General features: G+C 58.6%; 20 protein-coding genes. 7 read left to right on the forward strand and 13 right to left on the reverse strand.

Annotation, left to right across the window (positions count from 1 at the left end):
- Positions 1–14: 14 nt before the first annotated feature.
- The 5 genes from WNZ14_RS00580 to WNZ14_RS00600 are packed head-to-tail and all read left to right on the forward strand — an operon-like array spanning position 15 to position 4,865.
- Complete coding sequence (locus WNZ14_RS00580; RefSeq protein ID WP_342866675.1) at positions 15–797, forward strand: ABC transporter ATP-binding protein; 783 nt, start codon at positions 15–17, stop codon at positions 795–797.
- Complete coding sequence (locus tag WNZ14_RS00585; protein WP_342866676.1) at positions 794–1,525, forward strand: ABC transporter ATP-binding protein; 732 nt, start codon at positions 794–796, stop codon at positions 1,523–1,525. Before WNZ14_RS00580 ends, WNZ14_RS00585 begins: the two co-directional genes overlap by 4 nt.
- Positions 1,522–2,436 (forward strand): branched-chain amino acid ABC transporter permease, encoded by a 915-nt coding sequence (locus WNZ14_RS00590; RefSeq protein ID WP_342866677.1) that lies wholly within the window; start codon positions 1,522–1,524, stop codon positions 2,434–2,436. The genes WNZ14_RS00585 and WNZ14_RS00590 overlap by 4 nt, the downstream gene beginning before the upstream one ends.
- On the forward strand, positions 2,437–3,402 hold the full coding sequence (locus WNZ14_RS00595; protein WP_342866678.1) for a branched-chain amino acid ABC transporter permease: 966 nt from the start codon (positions 2,437–2,439) through the stop codon (positions 3,400–3,402). It abuts the gene before it with no gap.
- The gene (locus WNZ14_RS00600; RefSeq protein ID WP_342866679.1) at positions 3,399–4,865 is read left to right on the forward strand and encodes an aldo/keto reductase; all 1,467 of its coding nucleotides are present in this window, start codon (positions 3,399–3,401) and stop codon (positions 4,863–4,865) included. Before WNZ14_RS00595 ends, WNZ14_RS00600 begins: the two co-directional genes overlap by 4 nt.
- A 12-nt stretch (positions 4,866–4,877) precedes the next feature.
- Here WNZ14_RS00600 and WNZ14_RS00605 read toward each other — a convergent pair whose 3' ends face one another.
- From WNZ14_RS00605 to WNZ14_RS00635, 7 genes are all read right to left on the reverse strand, one after another.
- A complete protein-coding gene (locus tag WNZ14_RS00605; protein ID WP_342866680.1) occupies positions 4,878–6,182 on the reverse strand; it encodes an FAD-binding oxidoreductase in 1,305 nt (434 codons plus the stop codon).
- Position 6,183: 1 nt separating this feature from the next.
- A complete protein-coding gene (locus WNZ14_RS00610; protein WP_342866681.1) occupies positions 6,184–7,806 on the reverse strand; it encodes a GMC family oxidoreductase N-terminal domain-containing protein in 1,623 nt (540 codons plus the stop codon).
- Positions 7,807–7,835: 29 nt separating this feature from the next.
- Positions 7,836–8,693 carry an ABC transporter permease gene (locus tag WNZ14_RS00615; protein ID WP_342866682.1) on the reverse strand — a complete coding sequence of 286 codons (858 nt, stop codon included), beginning with the start codon at positions 8,691–8,693 and terminating at the stop codon, positions 7,836–7,838.
- Positions 8,693–9,562, reverse strand: a complete 870-nt coding sequence (locus tag WNZ14_RS00620) for an ABC transporter permease (RefSeq protein ID WP_342866683.1) — start codon at positions 9,560–9,562, stop codon at positions 8,693–8,695. Before WNZ14_RS00620 ends, WNZ14_RS00615 begins: the two co-directional genes overlap by 1 nt.
- A gap of 10 nt (positions 9,563–9,572) precedes the next feature.
- Positions 9,573–10,685 (reverse strand): ABC transporter ATP-binding protein, encoded by a 1,113-nt coding sequence (locus WNZ14_RS00625; protein WP_342866684.1) that lies wholly within the window; start codon positions 10,683–10,685, stop codon positions 9,573–9,575.
- A gap of 112 nt (positions 10,686–10,797) precedes the next feature.
- Positions 10,798–11,874: an extracellular solute-binding protein gene (locus tag WNZ14_RS00630; RefSeq protein ID WP_342866685.1), complete on the reverse strand. Its 1,077-nt coding sequence runs from the start codon at positions 11,872–11,874 to the stop codon at positions 10,798–10,800.
- 214 nt (positions 11,875–12,088) lie between these two features.
- Positions 12,089–13,561 carry a PLP-dependent aminotransferase family protein gene (locus tag WNZ14_RS00635; protein WP_342866686.1) on the reverse strand — a complete coding sequence of 491 codons (1,473 nt, stop codon included), beginning with the start codon at positions 13,559–13,561 and terminating at the stop codon, positions 12,089–12,091.
- A gap of 115 nt (positions 13,562–13,676) precedes the next feature.
- Between WNZ14_RS00635 and WNZ14_RS00640 the strand changes: the two genes are divergently transcribed.
- Both WNZ14_RS00640 and WNZ14_RS00645 read left to right on the forward strand, forming a co-directional pair.
- Positions 13,677–14,783 (forward strand): mandelate racemase/muconate lactonizing enzyme family protein, encoded by a 1,107-nt coding sequence (locus WNZ14_RS00640; RefSeq protein WP_342866687.1) that lies wholly within the window; start codon positions 13,677–13,679, stop codon positions 14,781–14,783.
- Positions 14,784–14,786: 3 nt separating this feature from the next.
- On the forward strand, positions 14,787–16,277 hold the full coding sequence (locus tag WNZ14_RS00645) for an aldehyde dehydrogenase family protein (RefSeq protein WP_342866688.1): 1,491 nt from the start codon (positions 14,787–14,789) through the stop codon (positions 16,275–16,277).
- Between the two features lie 114 nt (positions 16,278–16,391).
- Here the strand turns inward: WNZ14_RS00645 and doeB are convergent, their stop codons facing one another.
- From doeB to WNZ14_RS00675, 6 genes are read right to left on the reverse strand one after another with little or no spacing between them, the layout of a single operon-like run.
- On the reverse strand, positions 16,392–17,387 hold the full coding sequence (gene doeB, locus WNZ14_RS00650) for a N(2)-acetyl-L-2,4-diaminobutanoate deacetylase DoeB (RefSeq protein WP_342866689.1): 996 nt from the start codon (positions 17,385–17,387) through the stop codon (positions 16,392–16,394).
- A 6-nt stretch (positions 17,388–17,393) separates the two neighbouring features.
- A complete protein-coding gene (gene doeA, locus WNZ14_RS00655) occupies positions 17,394–18,581 on the reverse strand; it encodes an ectoine hydrolase DoeA (RefSeq protein WP_342866690.1) in 1,188 nt (395 codons plus the stop codon).
- A 28-nt stretch (positions 18,582–18,609) separates the two neighbouring features.
- Entirely contained in the window at positions 18,610–19,602 is a 993-nt protein-coding gene (gene eutC, locus WNZ14_RS00660) for an ectoine utilization protein EutC (protein ID WP_342866691.1), read from the reverse strand.
- Position 19,603: 1 nt separating this feature from the next.
- Positions 19,604–20,608 carry a hydroxyectoine utilization dehydratase EutB gene (eutB, locus tag WNZ14_RS00665; RefSeq protein WP_342866692.1) on the reverse strand — a complete coding sequence of 335 codons (1,005 nt, stop codon included), beginning with the start codon at positions 20,606–20,608 and terminating at the stop codon, positions 19,604–19,606.
- The gene (locus WNZ14_RS00670) at positions 20,605–21,402 is read right to left on the reverse strand and encodes an aspartate/glutamate racemase family protein (RefSeq protein ID WP_342866693.1); all 798 of its coding nucleotides are present in this window, start codon (positions 21,400–21,402) and stop codon (positions 20,605–20,607) included. The genes eutB and WNZ14_RS00670 overlap by 4 nt, the downstream gene beginning before the upstream one ends.
- A gap of 55 nt (positions 21,403–21,457) precedes the next feature.
- Positions 21,458–21,895 carry a universal stress protein gene (locus WNZ14_RS00675; protein WP_342866694.1) on the reverse strand — a complete coding sequence of 146 codons (438 nt, stop codon included), beginning with the start codon at positions 21,893–21,895 and terminating at the stop codon, positions 21,458–21,460.
- Positions 21,896–21,897 lie beyond the last annotated feature (2 nt).

Below are 21,897 nucleotides of genomic sequence, written 5' to 3' on the forward strand. Positions count from 1 at the left end.
CTTTGATTGAGCTAATGACCGGAACCAGTCAGCCCACCATTCTCGAGGCGCGCGGCATCACCAAATCCTTTGGTGGATTCTGCGTAGTCAACGACATCTCGCTCGATCTGAGAGCATCGGAAATCCTGGGCGTAATCGGGCCGAACGGTGCAGGCAAATCTACACTTTTCAACCTGCTGGCAGGAGCCATGCCAATTGATGCAGGTAGCATTCATCTGGCAGGCGATGACCTCTCGAACGCCCGCCCCGAGGCCCGAATTCGATCCGGGCTTGGGCGCACCTTCCAGATCCCGAGACCCTTCCCGCGCATGACGGTTCTGGAAAATGTCATGACCGCAGCCCAGAACCAGCGTGGCGAAGGTCTGCTATCCGCCCTGATCGCGCCGCGCCAGGTGGCCGCGCAGGAGCGGACGAATGCCATTCGCGCCCGCGACATCCTCGATTTCGTTTCGCTCTCCCATCTGGAAGATCAGCCCGCGGCAGTGCTCTCGGGCGGCCAGCGCAAGCTGCTCGAGCTCGCGCGCGTGTTGATGGCCGAACCAAAGGTCATTCTGCTGGATGAGCCGGCTGCAGGGGTCAATCCTGCGCTTCTCGATCTGATCATCGACCGCATCCATGCCATCAACAAACTGGGAATCGCAGTGCTGCTGATCGAACACAATATGGAAATGATTGCCCGGCTTTGCCCCCGCGTCATTGTCATGGCCGCAGGCAAGGCGCTCGCCGAGGGTGCGCCCGCAGAAGTCACCAAACGCGCCGACGTGATCGATGTCTATCTCGAAGGAATGCCGGCATGACCGCGCTGGCCGTTGCAGATCTGCAGGCCGGGTATGATCCGGACCTTCCGATCGTCAAGGGGGTCAGCTTTGGCATCAGCAAAGGCGAGGCGGTCTGCATCCTCGGACCAAACGGCGCCGGAAAATCCACCATGATCAAGGCCATCGCCGGCCTTGTCCCCTGCTTCGGAGGCACAGTGCGGCTCGGGCAGACCGACGTGACCGGGCTTCCGTCCCACGTGCTGGTTCGCAATGGCATGGGGTTCGTGCCCCAGACCGAAAACATCTTCACCCGCCTCACCATCATCGAAAACCTGCAGATCGCATCCCAATTGCTGCCGAAGTCCGAGCGCGCCGACAGGATTGAGGCGATGCTGGAAATGTTCCCCGACCTTGCCGCTCGCCCCAACGAACTGGCTGGAGCCCTATCCGGCGGCCAACGCCAGATGCTTGCCGCCGCCCGCGCACTGTTAACCGAACCGCAGGTGCTGATGCTCGATGAACCTTCCGCCGGCCTCTCGCCCAAACTAGTCGGCCAGGTATTCGACACCTTGCGCCGTATCTCCGAAGCCGGTGTGACGCTTGTACTGGTGGAACAGAATGTCCGCGCAGCACTGGCGCTTACGAAACGAGCCTTGGTGCTGGTTGACGGCAAGCTCGCCCATGATGGCCCCACCGAAACGCTGCATGACGGCAAGCTGCTGGGTGAGTTGTTCCTAGGGCACCGTGCTGCGGAGGCCGCACCATGAACCCGCAAGCCATAATCGACGGCCTGATTTCCGGATCGACAATTGGTCTTGGCGCCATCGGCCTCACCTTGACCTATTCGATACTCCGCTTTGCCAATTTCACCCATGGCGATTTTCTCGCCTGGGGCGCCTACCTCACTCTCACAGTTGCAGGCGTTTTGGGCGGGCTCGCAGCCGGGCTCGGCGCACCGGTCTATCCCTTCAGCTTCGGCTGGGGACTTCCACTCGCCATGTTCGGCGGCGTCTTGCTGACAGTGGCCCTGACGCTCGGGCTTGATCGCATCCTGTTCGGCAAGCTGCGCGCGCGTGGTGCCGACGCTATCATCATAGTCATGGCAAGCTTCGGTGCTTCCATGGCGCTGCGCTCGCTGCTGGAGTTCATCTTCACCGCCAAGCCTGCCTATTTCACCAAGGCTCTGCAGATTGCCAAGCCATTGGGTTTTGGCATGCGCGCCACGCCTGACCAGTTGCTGGTCATCGGCCTGACTGCAGTGCTTGTCGTGATGCTGCACCTGCTTGTCACCCGCAGCGCAACCGGACGCGCCATGCGCGCCGTCTCGGAAAACCCAAGCCTCGCAGGCGTCTACGGCGTCGATGTCGACAAGGTCATTCGGGTCACATGGATCATCGGCGCGGGCATGGCCTGCATTGCCGGCGTCATGGCCGGGCTGCTGGTGCAGATCCGCCCTTACATGGGCTTCGATCTCTTGCTTCCGCTGTTTTCCGCAGCCATTCTGGGCGGCATAGGCTCCATCCCCGGAGCCATGCTGGGCGGGCTGATGATCGGGCTCGCTGAAGCCTTCGCGGTTCAGATTGTAGGTGCTGAGTGGCGCGCCGCCATCTCCTTCGTCATTCTTGTGCTGGTGTTGATGCTGCGCCCGCAAGGCCTCTTTGGCCAGAAGGGGGTTTAAATGGAAATCCTGGCTTACGCCGCCTTCTTCCTCACAATAGCCTTGACCTACGCGATCATCTGCCTGGGCCTGAATGTGCAATGGGGCCAGACCGGCCTGTTCAACGTCGGCATCGCCGGCTTCGTCGGTCTCGGCGCCTACGTCTCTGCCGCGCTGACAACGCCTGATGCAGCCGCGCGGATCGGCGGCTTCGATCTGCCGATTGTGATCGGCTGGCTGGCAGCAATGGTGGCTGGCGGTATTCTGGCGCTTGCGGTGGGACTGCTGACACTGCGGATGCGCTCGGACTATCTGGCGATCACCACATTCGGCATCGCGGTTGCGCTTCAGCTTGTCTTCCAGAACACCGAAAGCCTGACCGGCGGCGCCTTTGGCATGGCCTTCATTCCCCGCCCGTTTGCGGGACTGCAGGGGGAGGCCTTCGCCTTCAACGCGCTTAATCTGGCTCTGACCGCCACTGTCGTTCTGCTCTGCTATCTGCTGCTCGAACATCTCCTGCGCAGCCCTTGGGGCCGTGCACTCAGGGCCGTCCGAGAAGATGAAGTTGCCGCGCAGGCTCTGGGGAAAAATCCCATTCTGCTGCGCATCCAGGCCTTTGCGCTCGGCGGCGCCATCATGGCGCTGGCAGGCGCAGTTCAGGCGCATTTCATCGGTTTTATCGCACCTGGCAATTATCTGCCGATGATGACCTTCCAGGTCTGGGCGATGCTGATCGTTGGCGGATCCGGCAACAATCGCGGCGCGATATTGGGCGCGATTCTTGTCTGGGCCATCTGGGCTCTTTCAGGCGCACTGATCTCGGAGGTGTTCCCGGCCGACCAGCAGGCGCGCGCCGCATCGCTGCAGATCGTCGTTATTGGGGTTATGCTCTGCGTCATTCTTCTCTGGAGGCCGCAGGGCATTTTGCCCGAAGTGCGCTCCGTGTCGCGTCATCTGGGACGCCGCAACAAGGACAATTCAAAATGAAACCCGACCGCAAGGATCTCGCCCCAGGCCTTAACATCAGCCGTATTCTGACCGGCCTGTGGCAGGTCGCAGATCAGGAGAAGGATGGCGCCATCCTCGATCCCGTGGCCGGAGCAAGATCCCTGGCGGACTATGCGAACGACGGTTTTGACACCTTCGACATGGCCGATCATTACGGGACTTCGGAACTGATTACCGGAGAACTGCTGCGCAGCTGGCAAGGCGGCACCCGTCCGAAAGCCTTTACCAAATGGTGCCCGGAACCCGGGCCGATGACCACGGATATCGTCCGCGCAGGTGTTCAGGAGCGCCTTGATCGCCTCGGTGTGGATCGCGTCGACCTGCTGCAGTTCCATTGGTGGACCTTCGAGCATCCAGCCTGGCTCGATGCACTGCATGAGATGAAGCGGCTGAAACAGGAAGGCCTGATCGGTGAGATCGGCGTCACCAATTTCGATGCTGCTCATCTCGACCTCGCGCTCGCCGAAGGCATTCCGCTTGTGTCGAACCAGGTATCCTTCTCGCTGATTGATCGCCGCGCGGCTGGCCACCTGGCCGAGACCTGCAAGAAACACAACGTGCAACTTCTAGCCTACGGCACCTTGTGCGGCGGCTTCCTCTCCGAACGCTGGCTTGGCAAACCTGAACCCGAAGCGGTGAAGGACTGGAGCGGCTCGAAGTATCTGAGATTCATCCATGCCGCAGGCGGCTGGGACGGCTATCAGGGTGTTCTGAAAGCCGCCGATGAGATTGCCCGCAAGCATGGCGTCTCCATTTCCAATGTTGCCACACGCTGGGTCCTCGAGCACTCCCATGTCGCAGGTGTCATCGTCGGCGCAAGGCTCGGAGAAAACCAGCACCGCGCCGACAATCTGCGACTGTTCCAGTTTGAGCTTGATGCCGACGATCATGCACTTCTGGATCAGGCATTCGCGTCTACCAGCATGATCCCCGGCGATTGCGGCGACGAGTATCGCCAGCCACCGTTCCTGACGGCGTCAGGCGATTTGAGCCATCACCTGGCCGAAATGCCGAGCGCCATGCACGCTGTCACTGACCCAGAAAACCCGGACCGGGCGCGGGTCTTTTCCGGCTCACTTTGGGAGCCGATCGCCGGCTATTGCCGCGCGCTTCGCGATGGCGACCGGATTGTTGTCTCCGGCACCACGGCAACCCACGGCGTTGACCGCACGGTAGCACTCGGTGATTCCGGCGCGCAAACAACATATATCCTCGACAAGATCGCGGCCTCGGTGCGCGCTCTGGGCGGCAATCCGAAGGACATTCTGCGCACCCGCATGTACTTGCGCGGAGAGGAAGATGTAGAGGCCGCGGCCCGAGCCCATGGATTGCGCTTCACCACCAATCCACCAGCCAACACCACGTTTCTGGTCGGCAATCTGATCGGTGACTTCCGCGTCGAAATCGAAGCGGAAGCCGTGGTCAGCAGAAAACGCGACTGACCGCCAAAAAGCTCAGATCCCAAGCCTGTCGCGCAGCCGGTACACGGCAACGGACGGGCCAAGGAACCACGGCTTTCCGGTGTAGAACGGCCGCGTCGGGAACGGGATCTGGCTGAAGGCGCCCAGTTCCTTGTCGACGCCTGCAGCAGTCCTGCCGAGCCTTGAGCCAAGATAGCCCGCCATTCCCACGCCCGAGCCGCAATAACCCATGGCGTAGTAGAGGCCCTTGTCTTCACCACAATGCATCAGCGTGTCGAAGGTGAACGCCACGATCCCTGCCCATGAATGGCTGATGCGGGTCTGGCTGAGTTCCGGAAACAGCCGGACGAGCTCCGCCATGAGCTTTGGGCCGCTCTTGCGCGGATCAGTTTCCTGCAGCGATACTCGTCCGCCAAACAGGATCCGCTTCCGGTCCGGAGACGGACGGTAATAATAAACCAGCTTTCTGGTGTCAGACAGGATCCGGTTGGTGGGAAACAGCCGGTCCATGGTTTCCTTGGGAATTTCTTCCGTCGCGATCACGTAGGAGCCGATCGGGATCACCCGCCGCTGCTGCCATGGCGACAGTGGACCGGTATAACCATTGGTCGCGATGATAACCTTATTGGCCCGGATGCGACCCTTGTCGGTCGAGACTTCGAAACCGAGCGGTTTCCGCTCCAGATCGTTGACGCGGCACTGGCTGATGATATTGGCACCCGCAGACCTTGCAACATTCAAGAGCCCCGAATGGTATTTGCCCGGGTCGATGCTCGCATGCCGCGGGAAAACAATACCGCCATAGTAGGCGTCGGTGCCAAGTTCGCTGTGCTGGTTGTCGCGCGACACCATGAAAGCTCCGGTCACGAAACCCGGATGGCGAACCTCGCAATCTTTAGCCAGTTTGTCATACTGGCCCGCGGTATGTGCCCCGTGGAACCGGCCGACTTCGCTGAAATCGCAATCGATGTTTTCTGCGCCGACGAATTGAGCCACGTGATCCAGCGAGGCCTGGCCTTCCTTAAGAAGGGCGGTTGCACGAGCTTCACCATATCTCTTGGACAGTGTCGAAAACGATGGTTTAACGCTGGTGGAGATTTGCCCGCCATTGCGCGTACTGCACCCGAAGCCTGCAGCCTCCGCATCCACTACAACCGTATCAAGCCCGGCCCGAGCTGTCTGAACGGCCGCATGAAGCCCCGTGTAACCGGATCCGATGATCAGGACATCGGCTGTCTCCGGCAGCTTCGCCATATCGCCGGCTTGCCTGGGGCTGGCATCCCACCAGTAGGGTGTAGGCTTGAAATCAGGGCTGAAACAATCGCTTGGCTTTGTCATGTTAGTTTCCCGCGTGGTCGGAAAGGATCATGTCAGCCCCTTTTTCCGCCACCATGATTGTGGGTGCATTGGTGTTTCCCGATGTCACGGTTGGAAACACTGAGGCATCAATCACCCGAAGGTTTGCCAGTCCGTGAATCTGCAGTCGTGCATTCACCACACTGTCCGTTTCACTTTCGCCCATTCGGCAGGTGCTGACAGGGTGAAACACAGTTCCGGCTCGCGCGCGGATATCGGCGATCATTTCATCATCCGTTTCCACCTGCCGTCCAGGCCGGATTTCCTCTTCAAGAATCTCGGCGAACGCGGGCGCCTCGGCGAGCTTGCGCAGGAACCGCGCACCTTCAAGCTGTTCGGCAACATCGTGGTTGGTCGAAAGGTAGTTGGGATGGATTGCCGGTGCATCCAATGGATCGGATGACCGGAGTTCCAGATGACCGCGGCTGGTCGGCCGTGTCGGCTGCGTTCCCATGATCAGGCCGGAAAAGGAATCCGGGCTCATCAACGGACGCTTTCCAGCAGGTGCTTTGGTATAACTGACGGGCGAGAAATAGAGCTGCATATTGGGGCGCTCAAGGTCCGGCCGGGTCCGGATAAAGCCGCCGGCTTGATTGACGCCGAGCGCGAGTGGTCCTCTGCGCCTGAGCACGTAGTTGATGCCGTGACGCAATTTGCCAAAAAGAGGCCTCAGGTCATCATTGAGCGTCCGTACCTTGGTTCTGTATGTGTGATCGATGCACAGATGATCCTGCATATTTTGCCCGACGTTCTGCTGCTGCCGGACGACATCAATGCCATGGCGTTTGAGAGCATCGCTGGGACCGACGCCGGACAGCATCAGCAGTTGCGGTGAGTTCACCGAGCCGCCCGAGACGATGACCTCCCGTCCGGCACGAACCTGTTCCGTGCGACCGTTGCGGATATACTCGACGCCGGTGGCCCGAGTGCCTTCGAACAAAATACGAGTGGCATGAGCGCGAGAGATGACGGTCAGGTTGGACCGTTTGCGTGCCGGCTGCAGATAGGCTCGGGCCGCAGACATGCGAAAGCCGCCCTTGGCCGTGTTCTGATACAACCCGATACCCTCGTTGGTGCCGGCATTGAAATCCGGGTTGTAGGTGAGCCCCGTTTCCTCCCCTGCCCTGATGAAATTCTGGCAGGTCGGGTGAAGGTCCCGTTCCATGGTCGACACATAGAGAGGACCATTCTCGCCCCGCCACTCTGTGCCGCCCTGATCACTGGTTTCGCTCTTCTTGAAATAGGGCAGCACATCGTTCCAACCCCAGCCCCGGTTGCCCATCGACGCCCAGTCATCAAAATCGCCATGGTGACCGCGGATATAGACCATGGCGTTGATCGAGGAAGAGCCACCAATCACCTTGCCGCGCGGCCAGTAACTCACACGATTGTCGGTGCCCGGATCAGGTTCTGATCGGTACATCCAATTGATGCGCTTGTCGTAGAACGCCATGCCATAGCCGATCGGCATCCAGATCTTGAAATTCCTGTCATGGCCGCCAGCTTCGAGCAACAGCACGGAATATTTGCCGTTCTCGGTCAAACGGTTGGCCAGCACACAGCCAGCCGAACCTGCGCCAACGATCACAAAGTCATATGTCTGCACGGGGTGCGCCACTCTTAGGGTTTGGGTGCTCAGGTTTGGGATTTGTCGCGCTGCACCAGTACGGAGACCAGTGCCAGCAGTGCAGAGCCGATCATCAGGAAGAACGAAACAGCATTGAGCACCGGTGTTGAGCCGACCTTGACCATCCGGTCATACATGGTGATCGTCAGCGGAGCCTCCGAGCCTACCAGAAACAGCGTCGTATTGAAATTCTCAAACGACACAAGAAACGCCACGATTCCGGCTGCCGCCATTGCAGGAAACAGGAATGGCAGTGTGATCGTGCGCAACACGCGCACCCGGCTTGCACCAAGATTATATGCTGCCTCCTCCATCGAAGCATCGAACTTCCGCAGGCGTGCAATTATCACCAGCGAGGTGATTGTGGTGATAAAGGAAAACTGCCCAAGCACCACCAGCACGATCCCAGGCCGCAGGAAATCGAGGTCGATGGAAAGAGCCTCCTCGGCGCCGTTGGCTATATTGCTGGCAAGCAGCAGGATCGAGATACCGAGGATCACGCCGGGAATGACAAGCGGCAGGACCATCATGATGTAGAAGAAATCCTTTGCCGGGAACTTGCAGCGCACAAACAGAAACGCGTTGCAGGTACCGACAAACACAGAAAGCAGCGACACAAAGCTTGCTATGACAAAGGAGTAGTAGAGCCCGCGCAGAAGCCTTCGGTCATGAAACATACCGAGTTTTGGCTCGGTATCGTTGAAGAACCAGTCAAGCGTGAAACCCTGCCAAGGCAGCGACGGAAACACGGAATCGTTGAATGCGAACATCCCGGCTGCAATCAGAGGTGCCGCCAGAAAGATGAAGAAGGCAGCCACATAAAGCTGGTAGCTGGTCAGAAAAGCGGTGTTGGGTTTGATAGCCATCAGCTTCTCGCCACCGTGCTGTTGAGTGTCTGACCCGAAAGTTTCAGCCCGGCCCAGACTACGAGCGATGTGAATGCCAGCAGCAGGAAGCCGAATGCAGCGCCGGATTCCCAGTTGTAGCGGGTGATGAACTGGTCATAGATCTGCTCGGTGAACCAGCTCGAATTCTTGCCGCCCAGCAGGATTGGCGTCAGGTAGCTGCCCGCGGTCAGCATGAAGACAACTATGCAGCCTGAAACGATGCCCGGCATGGCATAGGGTATGATGATCCGGCGCAGCACGGTCGGCCCGTTGCCGCCAAGATTGTACCCGGCCTCAATCATCGAATCATCCATGCCATCCAGTGTCGAAACCAGCGGCACGATCATGAACAGGATGACGGTGTAGACGAGCCCCACGATCACGGTCGCGTCATTGTAGAGAAACTCGATAGGCGTGCTGACCAGTCCTGCCCATTGCAGACTGCTGGAGATAATTCCGGTTTCCCTGAGCAGCAGGATCCAGCCAAAAGCCCGGATCAGATCGCTGACCCAAAGTGGAATCAGGCACATAAGGAACAGTGCGCCGCGAGTCCGGTGCCCCGCAATCTTGGCAATGTAATAGGCAATCGGAAACCCCAGCACCAAAGCCAGAGCAGTCACCAGAAGCGACATCGTACCGGTCCGGATCAGCGTGTTCCAGTAGATCGGCTCGATGAAGAAATTGATGTAATTCTCCAGCCCGAACTCATACATCCGCGGCCCGACCTTCTCGCGCAGCGAAATATAGAACATGCCAAGATGCGGCAGGATGATAAGCAGCACGATCCACAGCGCGAACGGCGCAAACAGCAAAATCAGAGACAGACGCTTGATATCACTCTGCATCATCTTGTCGCCCTCAAGCCTTGAAACTCATGGTCTGTTCCGGCGACCATGAAAGCGTGACGTCATCCTTTGGCTTCAAATCCTGGGGGCCACCCGTCAGCACCACGTCAGCCTCAATCAACTCGCCAGCCCGATCCCTGACCAGGACACGGCTGTTGGCGCCATTGAAGAGGATACTGTCAATTTTTCCTTGAATGACGTTCTGGGAGCCGGACGATGCGGTGGCAGAACCGTTGGATTTTTCTGCCGTGATGAACTCCGGACGGACAAACGCGGTCACCACGTCACCGACACCGGGAGTGCCTGCACCACGGATTGATCCGCGCATGGTCAGCCCGGCTTCGGTTTCCACTTCGACCGTGCCGCTCTCGACCCGGGTCACGCGACCAGCCCAGCGGTTGGTATCCCCGACAAATCCGGCCACAAAAGCAGCAGACGGCTTGTGATAGAGTTCCTGCGGCGTGCCGATCTGAACAAACTTGCCCTGGTTCATGATGGCAACATTGTCAGACATCACCAGCGCTTCGGACTGGTCGTGGGTGATATAGACAAAGGTCGTGTCGAACTGGTGCTGCAGCAGCTTCAGCTCTATCTTCATCGCCTCGCGCAATTTCAAATCCAGCGCGCCGAGCGGCTCATCGAGCAGCAGCACGTCGGGGTCAAGAACCATGCAGCGAGCGATGGCAATACGTTGTTTCTGGCCGCCTGACAGTTGAGTAATTTCACGATTGGCAACATCGGGCAGCGAGATACGCTCGAGAACATCATGCACCTTGGTGCGGATCTCGCTTTTGGATGCACCGGCACAGCGCAGGCCGTAGGCAATGTTCTCATAGACATTCATCATCGGGAACAGGGCCAGGTGCTGAAACACCATCTTCACATTGCGCCGGTTTGGCGGCGTACCGATAACGGAATTCCCCTTGATCCGGATATCGCCGGAAGATGGCTGTTCAAACCCGGCGATCATCCGCATCAGGGTTGTCTTGCCACATCCAGACGGCCCGAGGATGGAAAAGAATGAGCCTTTGGGGATCTCGAAAGAGACGTCGTCAACGGCTCGAACAGAGCCAAAATGCTTTTGAATCTGAATGCATTCCAGATCATTCTCGGTGTTTGATTGCATCGAGTGCCCAGTCCAGTGTCGCGGGAGATCCATAAAACTTCAAACTGTGACCGCGCAAACCAGATCGCGCGGCCACACTTTGTCGTACGAGAAAAAAGCGTCAGGCCAGGGCTTATTCGGAGCCGGTGGCAGCCTTGATCTTCTCGAGGGTCTTGCCTTCCATGTCCTCGACGCCTGCCGGGATGTTGGCGAAGAACTTCAGGTTGCTGATGTCTTCGTCGGAAAAGGCAGCGTTGACTGCAGCCTTCTTGTCATCCGGCAACAGGTCCTTGGCGCCTTTGACCGACGCCATGGAGCCGGTGCTGGCAGACATGATCTTCACGTTTTCAGGCTCGAGCACGAAGTTGATCCACTTGTAAGCAGCATCATCAGCTTCACCCTTGCGCGGCAGCGCGAAGGTATCGATCCAGGCCAGTGCGCCGGTCTTTGGCGGCACGAACACGATGTCCTTGTTCTCACCATAGAGCTTGTAGGCGGTCGAGTCCCAGGTCTCCGACGCCACGATCTCGCCCGACATCATCATCGCTGAAAGGTCGTCGCCGCCCTTCCAGTAGGCTTTGAGATTATCCTTGCAGGAAATCAGCTTGTCAGAGACCTTGTCCAGAATGGCCTGATACTTGTCGAGATCGGCGTAAGCTGCGAAGGGATCTTCGCCCATGTCAAAGGCCATCCCAAGAAGGATGGTGCGACGCAGGCGCATAGAGGTCTTGCCCTTGTATTGCGGATCGCAGAGGTCGCCCCAAGCCGCCAAGTCGGGCGCCATGGTCTTGTTTGCCATCAGGCCGGAAGTGCCCCACTGATGCGGCACTGCATAGACTTCGCCGTCAATAGTCGTGTTGGCCTTCACGCCATCGAGCAGCTTGGGCTCCATGACAGACGTATCGATCTTGGACAGATCCATCGGCTTATAAATATTGTATTCCTGCTGCACGGCAAAAATGCGGTCATGGCTTGGCTGGGCCAGATCGAAGCCGGCGCCGCCGGTTGCGCGCAGCTTGGCAACCATTTCCTCGTTATTGGAGAAAGTTACCTCGACAGTGATGTCGGGATACTTCGCTTCGAACTTCTTCACCAACTCTTCAGGAGCGTAGGAGCCCCATGTCAAAAGGCGCAAGGTCTCGGCCTGCGCCGGTACGGCTGCCATGACTGTTGTGGCCAAAAGCCCGGCAATTGCTAGTTTCATGATCATGTTGAACTCCCTTTGAACCCTCTGGATATCAGCGCTTTATTTCTTATAACCCGCGCAGATGCCATAAAGCGTAGCCCCTCATTGGACTGCACCGCATATCCATTATAGATATTTTTCCATACCAATTTCCAGGGTCAGGCTCTCCTCCACCGCTTATTGGATTGGATCAAATTGCTCCAACGCCCCTTAAGCAGTTCAACGCAGAACAGCAGCATCAGACAAACAAGTCAGCCAACACATCCATACCTTGCTTGATCTCGCTTTCGCTGGCAGCACCGTAACCGATCACCACCCCCTTGCAATCGATCGGAGCCAGGCAATAGCGGCCAAGGCCTGACAGCGTGAGCCCTGCCGCGTTCGCCGCCCTGACGAAACCATCCTCATCGCGTCCCGGCTCCCTGAAATATCCCACCGTGTGAAAGCCTGCAGAAGCGCGCTGAATATGCATATACGGTTCCAGCTGAAGGGCATGTTGATGCAGAAACTCGTGGCGTTTCTTGTAGTGCTGCCGCATGGTTCTGATATGGGTCGCAAAATGCCCCTCATCGATGAAATCGGCAACAATGGCTTGCGGCCAGGTTGGAACTCCGCTCAGGGCTGCGGAGAAGATGGTCGACATCACATCTACCATGCTGGCGGGCGCAACCAGAAAGCCGAGCCGAAGCGAGGGAAACAGTGTCTTGGAAAATGTGCCGACATAGATCACACGGCCATGTGTATCGATGCTCTTCAGCGTTGGAAGCGGCTGATCGCCAAAATAGAAGTCGCCATCATAATCATCCTCCACGATAAAGGCGTCTGCGCGGTCGGCAGCATCAAGAAGTGCCAGTCGGCGCGACAAGCTCAAAACTTTGCTCAGAGGCTGTTGGTGCGAGGGGGTGACAAAGGCGAGCCTGAAATCGGGAGCTTTTGCCAGCCCATCTTCGACGACGATGCCTTCATCGTCCACCTTTACAGGAACCAGCTCGGCGCCTCGTGAAATGAACGCGTTTCGCGCTCCGATGGCTCCGGGGTTTTCGAACCAGACCTTCTCGCCCCGGTCCAGCAACAGGTCGCCAATCAAAGAGAAAGCCTGCTGCGCCCCACCAACGACAAAGACCTGCTCCGGATCGCATTGGATGCCCCGGCTGGCGTTGAGATGGGTTGCGATGGCCGCGCGCAGACGGGGTAAGCCATATGGATTGCCATACCCCATGACTGCATCCCGGTCTGATCTGAGATGACGCGCCGACAGCCGCGACCATTGCGCCATGGGGAACGAATGCAGTGCAGGCAGCGCGGTAACAAAGGCTTGCGATTTGTGCGGCAACCGTCGGCGCTCTGCAAACAATTCGCGCGCCCGGATTATTGACGGTGACAGACGCGGCTCCCGTTCCACATCCCCCGTTGCGGCCTTTGGTTTCACTGGTGCCCGCCCGGTCATCGTATGGCTCACGAAAGTGCCCGCGCCAATATGAGATTCCAGCAATCCCTCAGAGATCAGCCGGCTGACGGCATCTAGTGCGGTTGTTCGTGAAACACCCAATTCACCAGCCAGGGTCCGCGTTGCCGGCAATCTTTCACCACCATTCAACCCGCCCGAAAGAATGATATCCCGCAGACCCATATAGAGTTGCACACTGATTTTTCGGTCGAGACTTCTGTCGATCCTGATTGAGGAGAGGATTGCTCCGGCCTTGGTTTTCATGGTTGGAATCTCATCGCGGATAAAATTGGTCTGGAAGCTTTGCGAGATTGGACCTTATCGTAAGTCCAATTGTCCCGCTACGGTTTCCCAAAACGTCGGCACAGGTTTGCAACACATGAAAATCTCTCACATTGAAACGTTCACCAACGAGTTCGTCTGCTTCGTCAAGGTCACGACAGACACCGGCGACATCGGCTGGGGCCAGGTCGCGCCCTACTACGCCGATATCACGGCACAGATCGTGCACCGTCAGGTGGCGCCCTATGCGCTCGGCCAATCAGCGCTCGACATCGATTATCTTATCGATCTGATCCCTGAAAAAGAGCACAAGTTTCCCGGTTCCTACCTCAAGCGCGCACTGGGCGGCCTTGATACCGCGCTTTGGGATCTGCGCGGGCGCCTCGAAGGCAAACCGGTCTGCGAGTTGATCGGCGGCACGCCAGGCACCATCCGCGCTTATGGCTCATCCATGAAGCGCGACATCACGCCCAAGGATGAGGCGGCGCGGTTGAGCGGATTGCGTGACCAGTTCGGTTTTGACGCCTTCAAGTTCCGGATCGGCGCCGAGTGCGGCCGCGGCAAGGATGAATGGCCCGGCAGGACCGAAGAAATCGTGCCCACCATGCGCAAGGCCATGGGTGACAGTGTCGCTTTGCTGGTAGACGCAAATTCCTGCTATTCGCCGGATCAGGCCATCGAAATCGGCAAGTTGCTGCTCGACAATGGCATAAGCCATTTCGAAGAGCCCTGCCCCTACTGGGAATACGCGCAGACCAAACAGGTCACTGAAGCCGTCTCCATTGATGTGACCGGTGGCGAACAGGATTGCGAACTGCCGAACTGGCGCTGGATGATCGACATGAAAGCTGTCGACATCGTCCAGCCCGACATCTGCTATCTCGGTGGTTTGACACGCACACTGCGGGTCGCCGACATGGCGCACAAGTCAGGCCTGCCCTGCACGCCTCATTGCGCCAACTGGTCAATGGTCACGCTGTTCACAATGCACATGCTGCGCGCTATCCCGAATGCCGGCAAGTATCTGGAATTCTCGATCGAGGGCGAGGATTACTATCCGTGGCAGGATGAACTGTTCGTTGAATCGCCTTACGCCATTGTTGATGGCAAGGCGACCGTGACCAATGCACCCGGCTGGGGCGTGGAGATCAGCCCGACCTGGCTCGAGCAGTCAAAGTACCAGATCAGTTCCGTGGGAGCCTGATCCATGCTCACTCAACCCGATAGCCTTTTGAAATACCTCACAGACGCGAAGGATCTTGGGCTTCCTCAAGGTCATTTCATCGACGGCGAATTCAAGGCCGCACGCTCCGGGCGCACCATGCACAGCGAGGATCCTGGACGGGGCGAAGCTTTCGCCAATTTCGCCCGCGGCGATGCAGATGACATCGCAGACGCGGTATCAAGTTCGCGCAAGGCGTTGGCCGTCTGGCGCAAGACACCGCCGGCCGAACGCGGCCGTGTCCTCGCCCGCACGGCAGAGCTGATCCGCCGCAACAGCGAGCGGCTTGCCATTGCAGAATGTCTCGACAGCGGCAAACCGATTGGCGAAGCCCGTGGTGATGTGTCCGGCGCAGCCCGCACTTTCGAATACTACGCCGGCGCCTGCGACAAGCTTGAGGGAAGCACCTTTCCGCTGCCCTCAAATTATGTTGGTTTCAGCCAGTTCGAGCCAGTGGGCGTGACCGCTCATATCATCCCTTGGAACTTCCCGATCTCCACTGCCGCCCGCGGCATGGCGCCGGCGCTTGCTGCCGGATGCACGGTGGTGGCGAAGCCCGCCGAACAGACCCCGTTCACGGCTCTGCTTCTGGCGGAATTGCTCACCGAGGCCGGGCTGCCTGCAGGCGTCTGCAATGTGGTGACCGGCACTGGCGCTGAAGCCGGAGCACCGCTGGTTGCTCACCCCGGGATCGACCATGTCACTTTCACCGGCTCTGTAGCCACCGGCGGACGCGTGCTGCGCGCCTGCGCCGACAACGTCACCCGCTCGGTCATGGAACTTGGCGGCAAATCACCGGTCGTCGTGCTCAACGACTGCAATTTCGACAGCACCATTGCAAATGTGGCAGGCGCCATTTTCGAGCATGCCGGACAAATCTGCTCAGCCGGTTCACGCCTGGTGATCGAAAGCGCCATTCACGACCGCTTTGTCGAGGCGCTGGGCAAGAAGGCAAAAGCGATTTCGCTGGGCCATGGCTTGCGCTCGCCGGACATGGGGCCGGTTAACTCGGCGCTACAGCGCGACAAGATCCTCGGATTTCTTGATCGCGCGCGCGACCGCGGGGCTGAATTCATCAGCGGCGGACGGTCATCGCCAAATACGGAATCAGGCAAGGGCTACTTCATAGAACCAACGATCGTCGCCAACCGGCCGGAGGACGATGAACTGGTCCAGGAAGAGATTTTTGGCCCGGTCCTTACGGTCCAGAAAGCTGATGATGCCGAACATGCACTGCATCTCGCCAACTGCACCCGCTTCGGCCTCGTTGCCGGTGTCTTCACCAGCGACTTCTCCAAAGCGCATCAGCTGGCACGCGATATCGATGCCGGTCAGGTCTACATCAACGAATATTTCGCGGGCGGCATCGAAGTTCCCTTCGGCGGCAACAAGCAATCGGGCTTTGGTCGTGAAAAAGGTCTCGAAGGCCTGAAGAGCTATTGCAAGGTCAAGAGCATCGCTGCCCGCATTGATTGACACGGGACGCCGCTGAAACAGGGCATCTCGACCACGATATCAAAACGCCCCGGCCGGTGAACCGACGGGGCGTTTTGCTTTCAACCTGTAGCTCGCCAGAAGGCCTGACCCGGGTTAGGCCTCGACTTTCACCGCCACGACAACCATGCAGTCGCCGGCCTTGACGAGCCCAGGGAAATGCCGCGACGCCACGATCCCGGAGCGCCGGGCCCGGTACTCGACAGGCATTCTGCCGGTGCGGTCAGTTGGCCAGACGCGGGCAACAATCTCGCCTTCGCTCACCTCGTCACCCAGATCCTTGACCGGTTCGATCATGCCGTCATCCTGGGAGAATACGAAGCAATCACCATCAGGCATGTCGAGCATCAAGGAGGGTGCTGTCTCCAGCTCGCCTTTCATGATGCCTGCATGTTTGAGCACGTTTCGAACGCCCTTCTTGGCAATGCCATTTGAGCGTGCCGTTGAGGTTCCGCCACCACCAAGTTCGGTGGTGACGAAGATCTTGCCCTGATCCTCGACGCTCGTGTCATACATCCCGACATTGTCGATCTCGAGCATGATCATCGAGTAGGGCGCATTGAATGCTTCCACCGCGGCCACACAGGCCGCCTGCTGTTCCTTGTTTTCCAGAACATGGGCAGACGCGAAAGGAATGAAGTCCAGCGTCTTGCCGCCTGAATGGAAGTCGAGCACGATACTCGCCTCCGGCAAGAGAACGGACTGGATATAGTCCGCAATCTTTTCAGTCACCGTACCGCTTGGCGAACCTGGGAACGACCGGTTCATGTTGCCCCGATCGATCGGCGATGTGCGGGTTCCCGCCCGGAATGCCGGATAGTTCATGGCCGGCACGATAATCACACGGCCCTCGATCTCTTCGGGCTTCAACGATACCGCGAGATCCATCAGCGCGACCGGGCCTTCATATTCATCACCATGGTTGGCGCCGGTCAGAAGCGCACACGGCCCGATGCCGTTCTTGATAACGGTGATGGGGATCATCACCGATCCCCAGGCGGAATCATCACGGCTGTAGGGCAGACGGAGAAACCCGTGATGCACGCCGTCTTCGTTAAGCGGGATTGTCGGAACAATCGGATTGGCAGGCATTTCGGGTCAATCCTTCACAAACATCTGGCGCGGGACATTGGCCAGGCACTCGGGCCCGGTTGCGCCAATGGCAATGCTCTCCGTGATTTCAAATCCCCAGTCGTCCATCCAGAGTCCGGTCATGAAGTGAAATGTCATGTTCTCTTCAAGCACGGTTCTGTCGCCCGGTCTGAGCGACATGGTGCGCTCGCCCCAGTCCGGCGGATAGGACAGACCGATTGCGTAACCGGTTCGGTTGTCCTTGATGATCCCGTATTTGCTCAGCACTTTGAAAAACGCGTTTGCGACATCTTCGCAGAGGTTTCCCGCCTTGGCGGCTTCCAGTCCAGCGTCCATACCTTCGAGCACGGCCTTCTCGGCATCGATGAAGGTCTGTGTCGGCTTACCAAGGAAAACGGTTCGCGACAACGGGCAATGGTAGCGCTTGTAGGCGCCGGCAATCTCGAAGAAGGTGCCCTCGCCGCTTTTCATCGGCTGGTCATCCCAGGTCAGGTGGGGTGCGGATGCGTCCGCGCCCGAGGGCAACAACGGCACAATCGCCGGATAGTCGCCGCCAAAACCGAGCCCCTCATCATAGCGCAGACCTGCTTCGTAGATGTCGGCCACAAGATCACACTTGCGATAGCCGACCTCGCATTTGTCGAAGATCGTCTGGTGCATCCGCTCAACCAGCCGGGCCGCATTGCGCATGTAATCAAGCTCCTGGCTCGACTTGACCGCGCGCTGCCAGTTCACCAGCGCCGTGACATCCGAGAACCTGGCATTTGGCAGATGCTTCTGCAGGGATGCGAAGGCCGCCGCCGAGAACCAGTAATTGTCCATCTCGACGCCGATACGCTTGTTGCCCCATCCGCGCTCATCAATCTTTGCCGAGAGGTAATCCATTGGATGACGTTCAGTCGATTGAACATAATTGTCGGCATAGCCAATGATCGTGCTGTCGGAGAGATATGAAGTTCGCCGCGCGCCATTGGCATCCTGGCCGCGCCCGAACCAGACCGGATCACCGTCAGGGCCCACCACCACGCATTGATGCACATAGAAGGACCAGCCGTCATAGCCGGTCAGCCAGGCCATGTTGGAAGGGTCGGATACCACAATGACGTCGACGCCTGCGGCATCCATTGCGGTGCGTGTCTTGGCGAGGCGATGCGCATATTCGTCCCGGCTGAAATTGAGAACTGGCGCGGACATCGGGGAGTTTTCCTTTCTTGGTGGGTACTCAGTTTGAAAAGTCTGTGCCGGCATTCACCGCAAGCGCGCGCTTGCTGGCAAACGTCGCGATAGCGGTATCCTGAATGCCGGTACCGGTCAGGTCGGCAATCGTGATCGCATCGTCGGACGGTCGTCCGCTGGCCTTGCCGGCAACGATCATGCCGAGTTCGGCGAAATCCGCACCGGCTTCCACGACGCCTGCAGCAATGGCACTTCGTAGCTCACCCAGCATGCGCGTTTGCGACAGCCGGTCGGGCACGTAAAGGTCAGCCTTGGAAAAGCAGGCCGGATCGAGCTCGTTCTTGTGATCCTGATCCGAGCCCATGGCGGTAATGTGCTGACCCGGCCGCAACCACTCGGCCTTCAAAATGGGGTGGGCAGCAGGCGTCGTGGTCACGATTACATCCGCAGAAGATACGGCTGTTGCTACATCTGCTGCCGCAGTCACTTCAATTCCAAGATCTGCGGTGAGCTGAACGGCCGTCGTGGCAGCCTTCTCCGGGTCGCGCGCCCAGATGGTCGCTTTCTCGATAGGACGAACCAGACAGAGCGCCTTGAGCTGCATCTGCCCCTGACACCCGGCCCCCAGAATACAGGCAGTCGTTGCATCGGCGCGCGACAGGTAACGCGCGGCAACCGCACCGGCCGCAGCGGTGCGGACATCCGTCAGATACCCATTGTCCAGCAGCAGCGCTTCAAGCATGCCGGTTCTGGCCGAAAACAACACCATCAAACCCGATGTGCTTGGCAGACCGATTTTAGGATTGTCGAAGAAGCCCGGCGAGATCTTGATGGCGAAGCTGTCGATACCGGGGACAAACGCGGTTTTGACATCGACCTCGCCATTGAACGGAGCAATCGCCATAGAGAGGATGGGCGGCATCACCACGTCGCCGCTCGCCAATGCCGCAAAGGCCTGCTCGACACAGTCGATAGCATCAAGATCCAGCTTCACCAGGCCACGCAAATCTGCCTCGGTCAGGATCTTGATATCGGTCATGTCACGCTGCCTCTTGGGTCACATCGACATCTTCGCCTGAAATGATGCGATGATGCTGTTTCATATCGATATTGCCGCCACTCAGGATGGCAGCCACCGGGCCGACGCTCTCTATCCTGCGCGAAAGCAGAGCCGCCACGCCAACGGCGCCCGATCCCTCGACAATCTGTCGTTCCTGCCAATAGATGTGCCTGATGGCGCGAGCGATTTCCGCCTCGCTGACAAGAATGACATCGTCGACCAGGTCGCGCGTCATGGCGAAGGTCAGCTGATTGTCCAGGCCGATGCCGCCGCCAAGGGAATCGGCAAGCGTGGCAAGTTCCTCGACCAGAACTGGCTTGCCTGCCTTCAGGCATGCTTGCATCGCCGCACCTCGCTCCATCGAAATCCCGACGATACGGACTTGAGGCTGCCTGGCCTTGAGTGCTGCGGCAACCCCGGAGATCAGCCCACCACCGGACAAAGGAATCAGGACTGTGGCCATATCCGGCACCTGATCAAGAAGTTCGAGACCAAGAGTGCCTTGCCCAGCGATAATCCGGCGATGGTCGAAAGGCGGAATCATGGTCATCCCCTCCTCGTTGACCAGCCGGTCGACTTCCACCTGTGCCTCGTCCTGGGAGTTTCCGATGATGCGGACCTCGGCGCCTTGCGCCATGATCCCATCAATCTTCGCCTGAGGAACCAGCCGCGACATGCAAATGATGCACCTGACACCAGCCGCCTTGGCCGCATAGGCCAGCCCGCGCCCGTGATTCCCGGTTGAGACGCCAACCACTCCGAGCTGCTTTTCCTCATCCGTGAGAGAAGCAACGGCGTTGGTCGCACCGCGCAGTTTGAAACTGCCGGTCAACTGCGTGTGCTCCAGTTTCAGATAAACCGGAACGCCTGAAAGGTCACTCAGTGATGGCGACACATTGACTTGCGTGGTTCGCACAGTTTGCGCAATCGCTTCACATGCACGCTCGATTTCGCCGATATCAACAAAGGGCTGGGAGATACTCATGCAGCCTCGCCGAATGCAAGGTCGGGCAGAGCACACTCAAACAGCTTGCCGAATTCTGCAGGACGGTGATCGTGAAGACCGCCAAGCCGGGACATCGCCCAGGCACTCGCCTGGTTGGAGCTGATCACCGGCTTGCCGATGCGTCGCTCGATTTCGGTTATTACGTTGATTGCCGGCAACCCGGTGCAGGACAGAAAAAGAGCTTCCGCGTCGGACCTGTCAATTGCGATTGCGGCCTTGATGATAGTCTCATCACTCACCCTTGCCATGTCCCGGTCATCCTCAAGGCCCAGACATTCAACGTGGCACAGCTCCATCCCGTGCTTGGTGAAATAGGCAGCCATCGGTTCGGTCGTCGGAACTGTGTAGGGCGTCAGAATTGAGATGCGCCGGAGCCCGAGGGCAGCGAAGGCCAACCGGGCGGCGCCTGATGGCGTCACCACTGGCACGCCTCCGACTCCTGCGTGGATCGACGTTCTGACAGCATCATCGCCGATTGCAACAGACGCGGCTGTGCAGCTGTAACAGATCGCCTTGAGGGGCTGCAGCGGTTGCAGCAACATCGCCGCTTCAGTCAGCCGGGGCGCCATCTTTTGAAGGTTCTCGGGCGTCGTCGGGTTCTCGAAACCTATCCGGGTGACATGGATGGCAACATTGTCCCGTGGTAGTTGACGATAGAGGTCACGCTCGCTTGTCATATCAGTGGCAAGCACAATGAGACCGAAGCGTGCGGTCGCGCTGGCATCGTTGAACCGGACGATCTCATCCGAGCGCATAACACTGGTGGCATTCATACGTTCATTTCCTCGCTCGCCTTGGGGCACAATCCACAGCCCTATTGGAAACCCGTCAGACCACCATAACCGGTATGGACGCCAAGCTGGTGACCTTGTGTGAAACGCTGCCAAGAAGAAAGCCCTGCATATCGCCAAGCCCCCGGCTGCCGACGATGATCAGATCAGCCTCATGCTCTTCGGCAAATTTGACGATCGTCCGTGCCGGTTGCCCGGCTTTGACAAATGCGCGCACATTCCCGGCACCCGCTTCTGCGGCGATGGCCTTGGCATCCTCGGCAACTTCCTTGGCGTAGTTGCGCATGGAATCATCCAGGCTTTCCGGCTCATCCGGTCGAACCATCGACATCGACGCCTCCAGCAGCGAATGATGTCGAAACACGGTCAGAACCATCAGGTTGCCACCACAGGTTTGCTGCAGCTTTGATGCCAGCCGAAGAGCCTTCTTGGATCCCTCCGATCCGTCGACCGCGATCAAGATTCGTTCAAACATTG

This window comes from Hoeflea sp. AS60, from assembly GCF_038900115.1.
Taxonomy (GTDB): domain Bacteria; phylum Pseudomonadota; class Alphaproteobacteria; order Rhizobiales; family Rhizobiaceae; genus Hoeflea.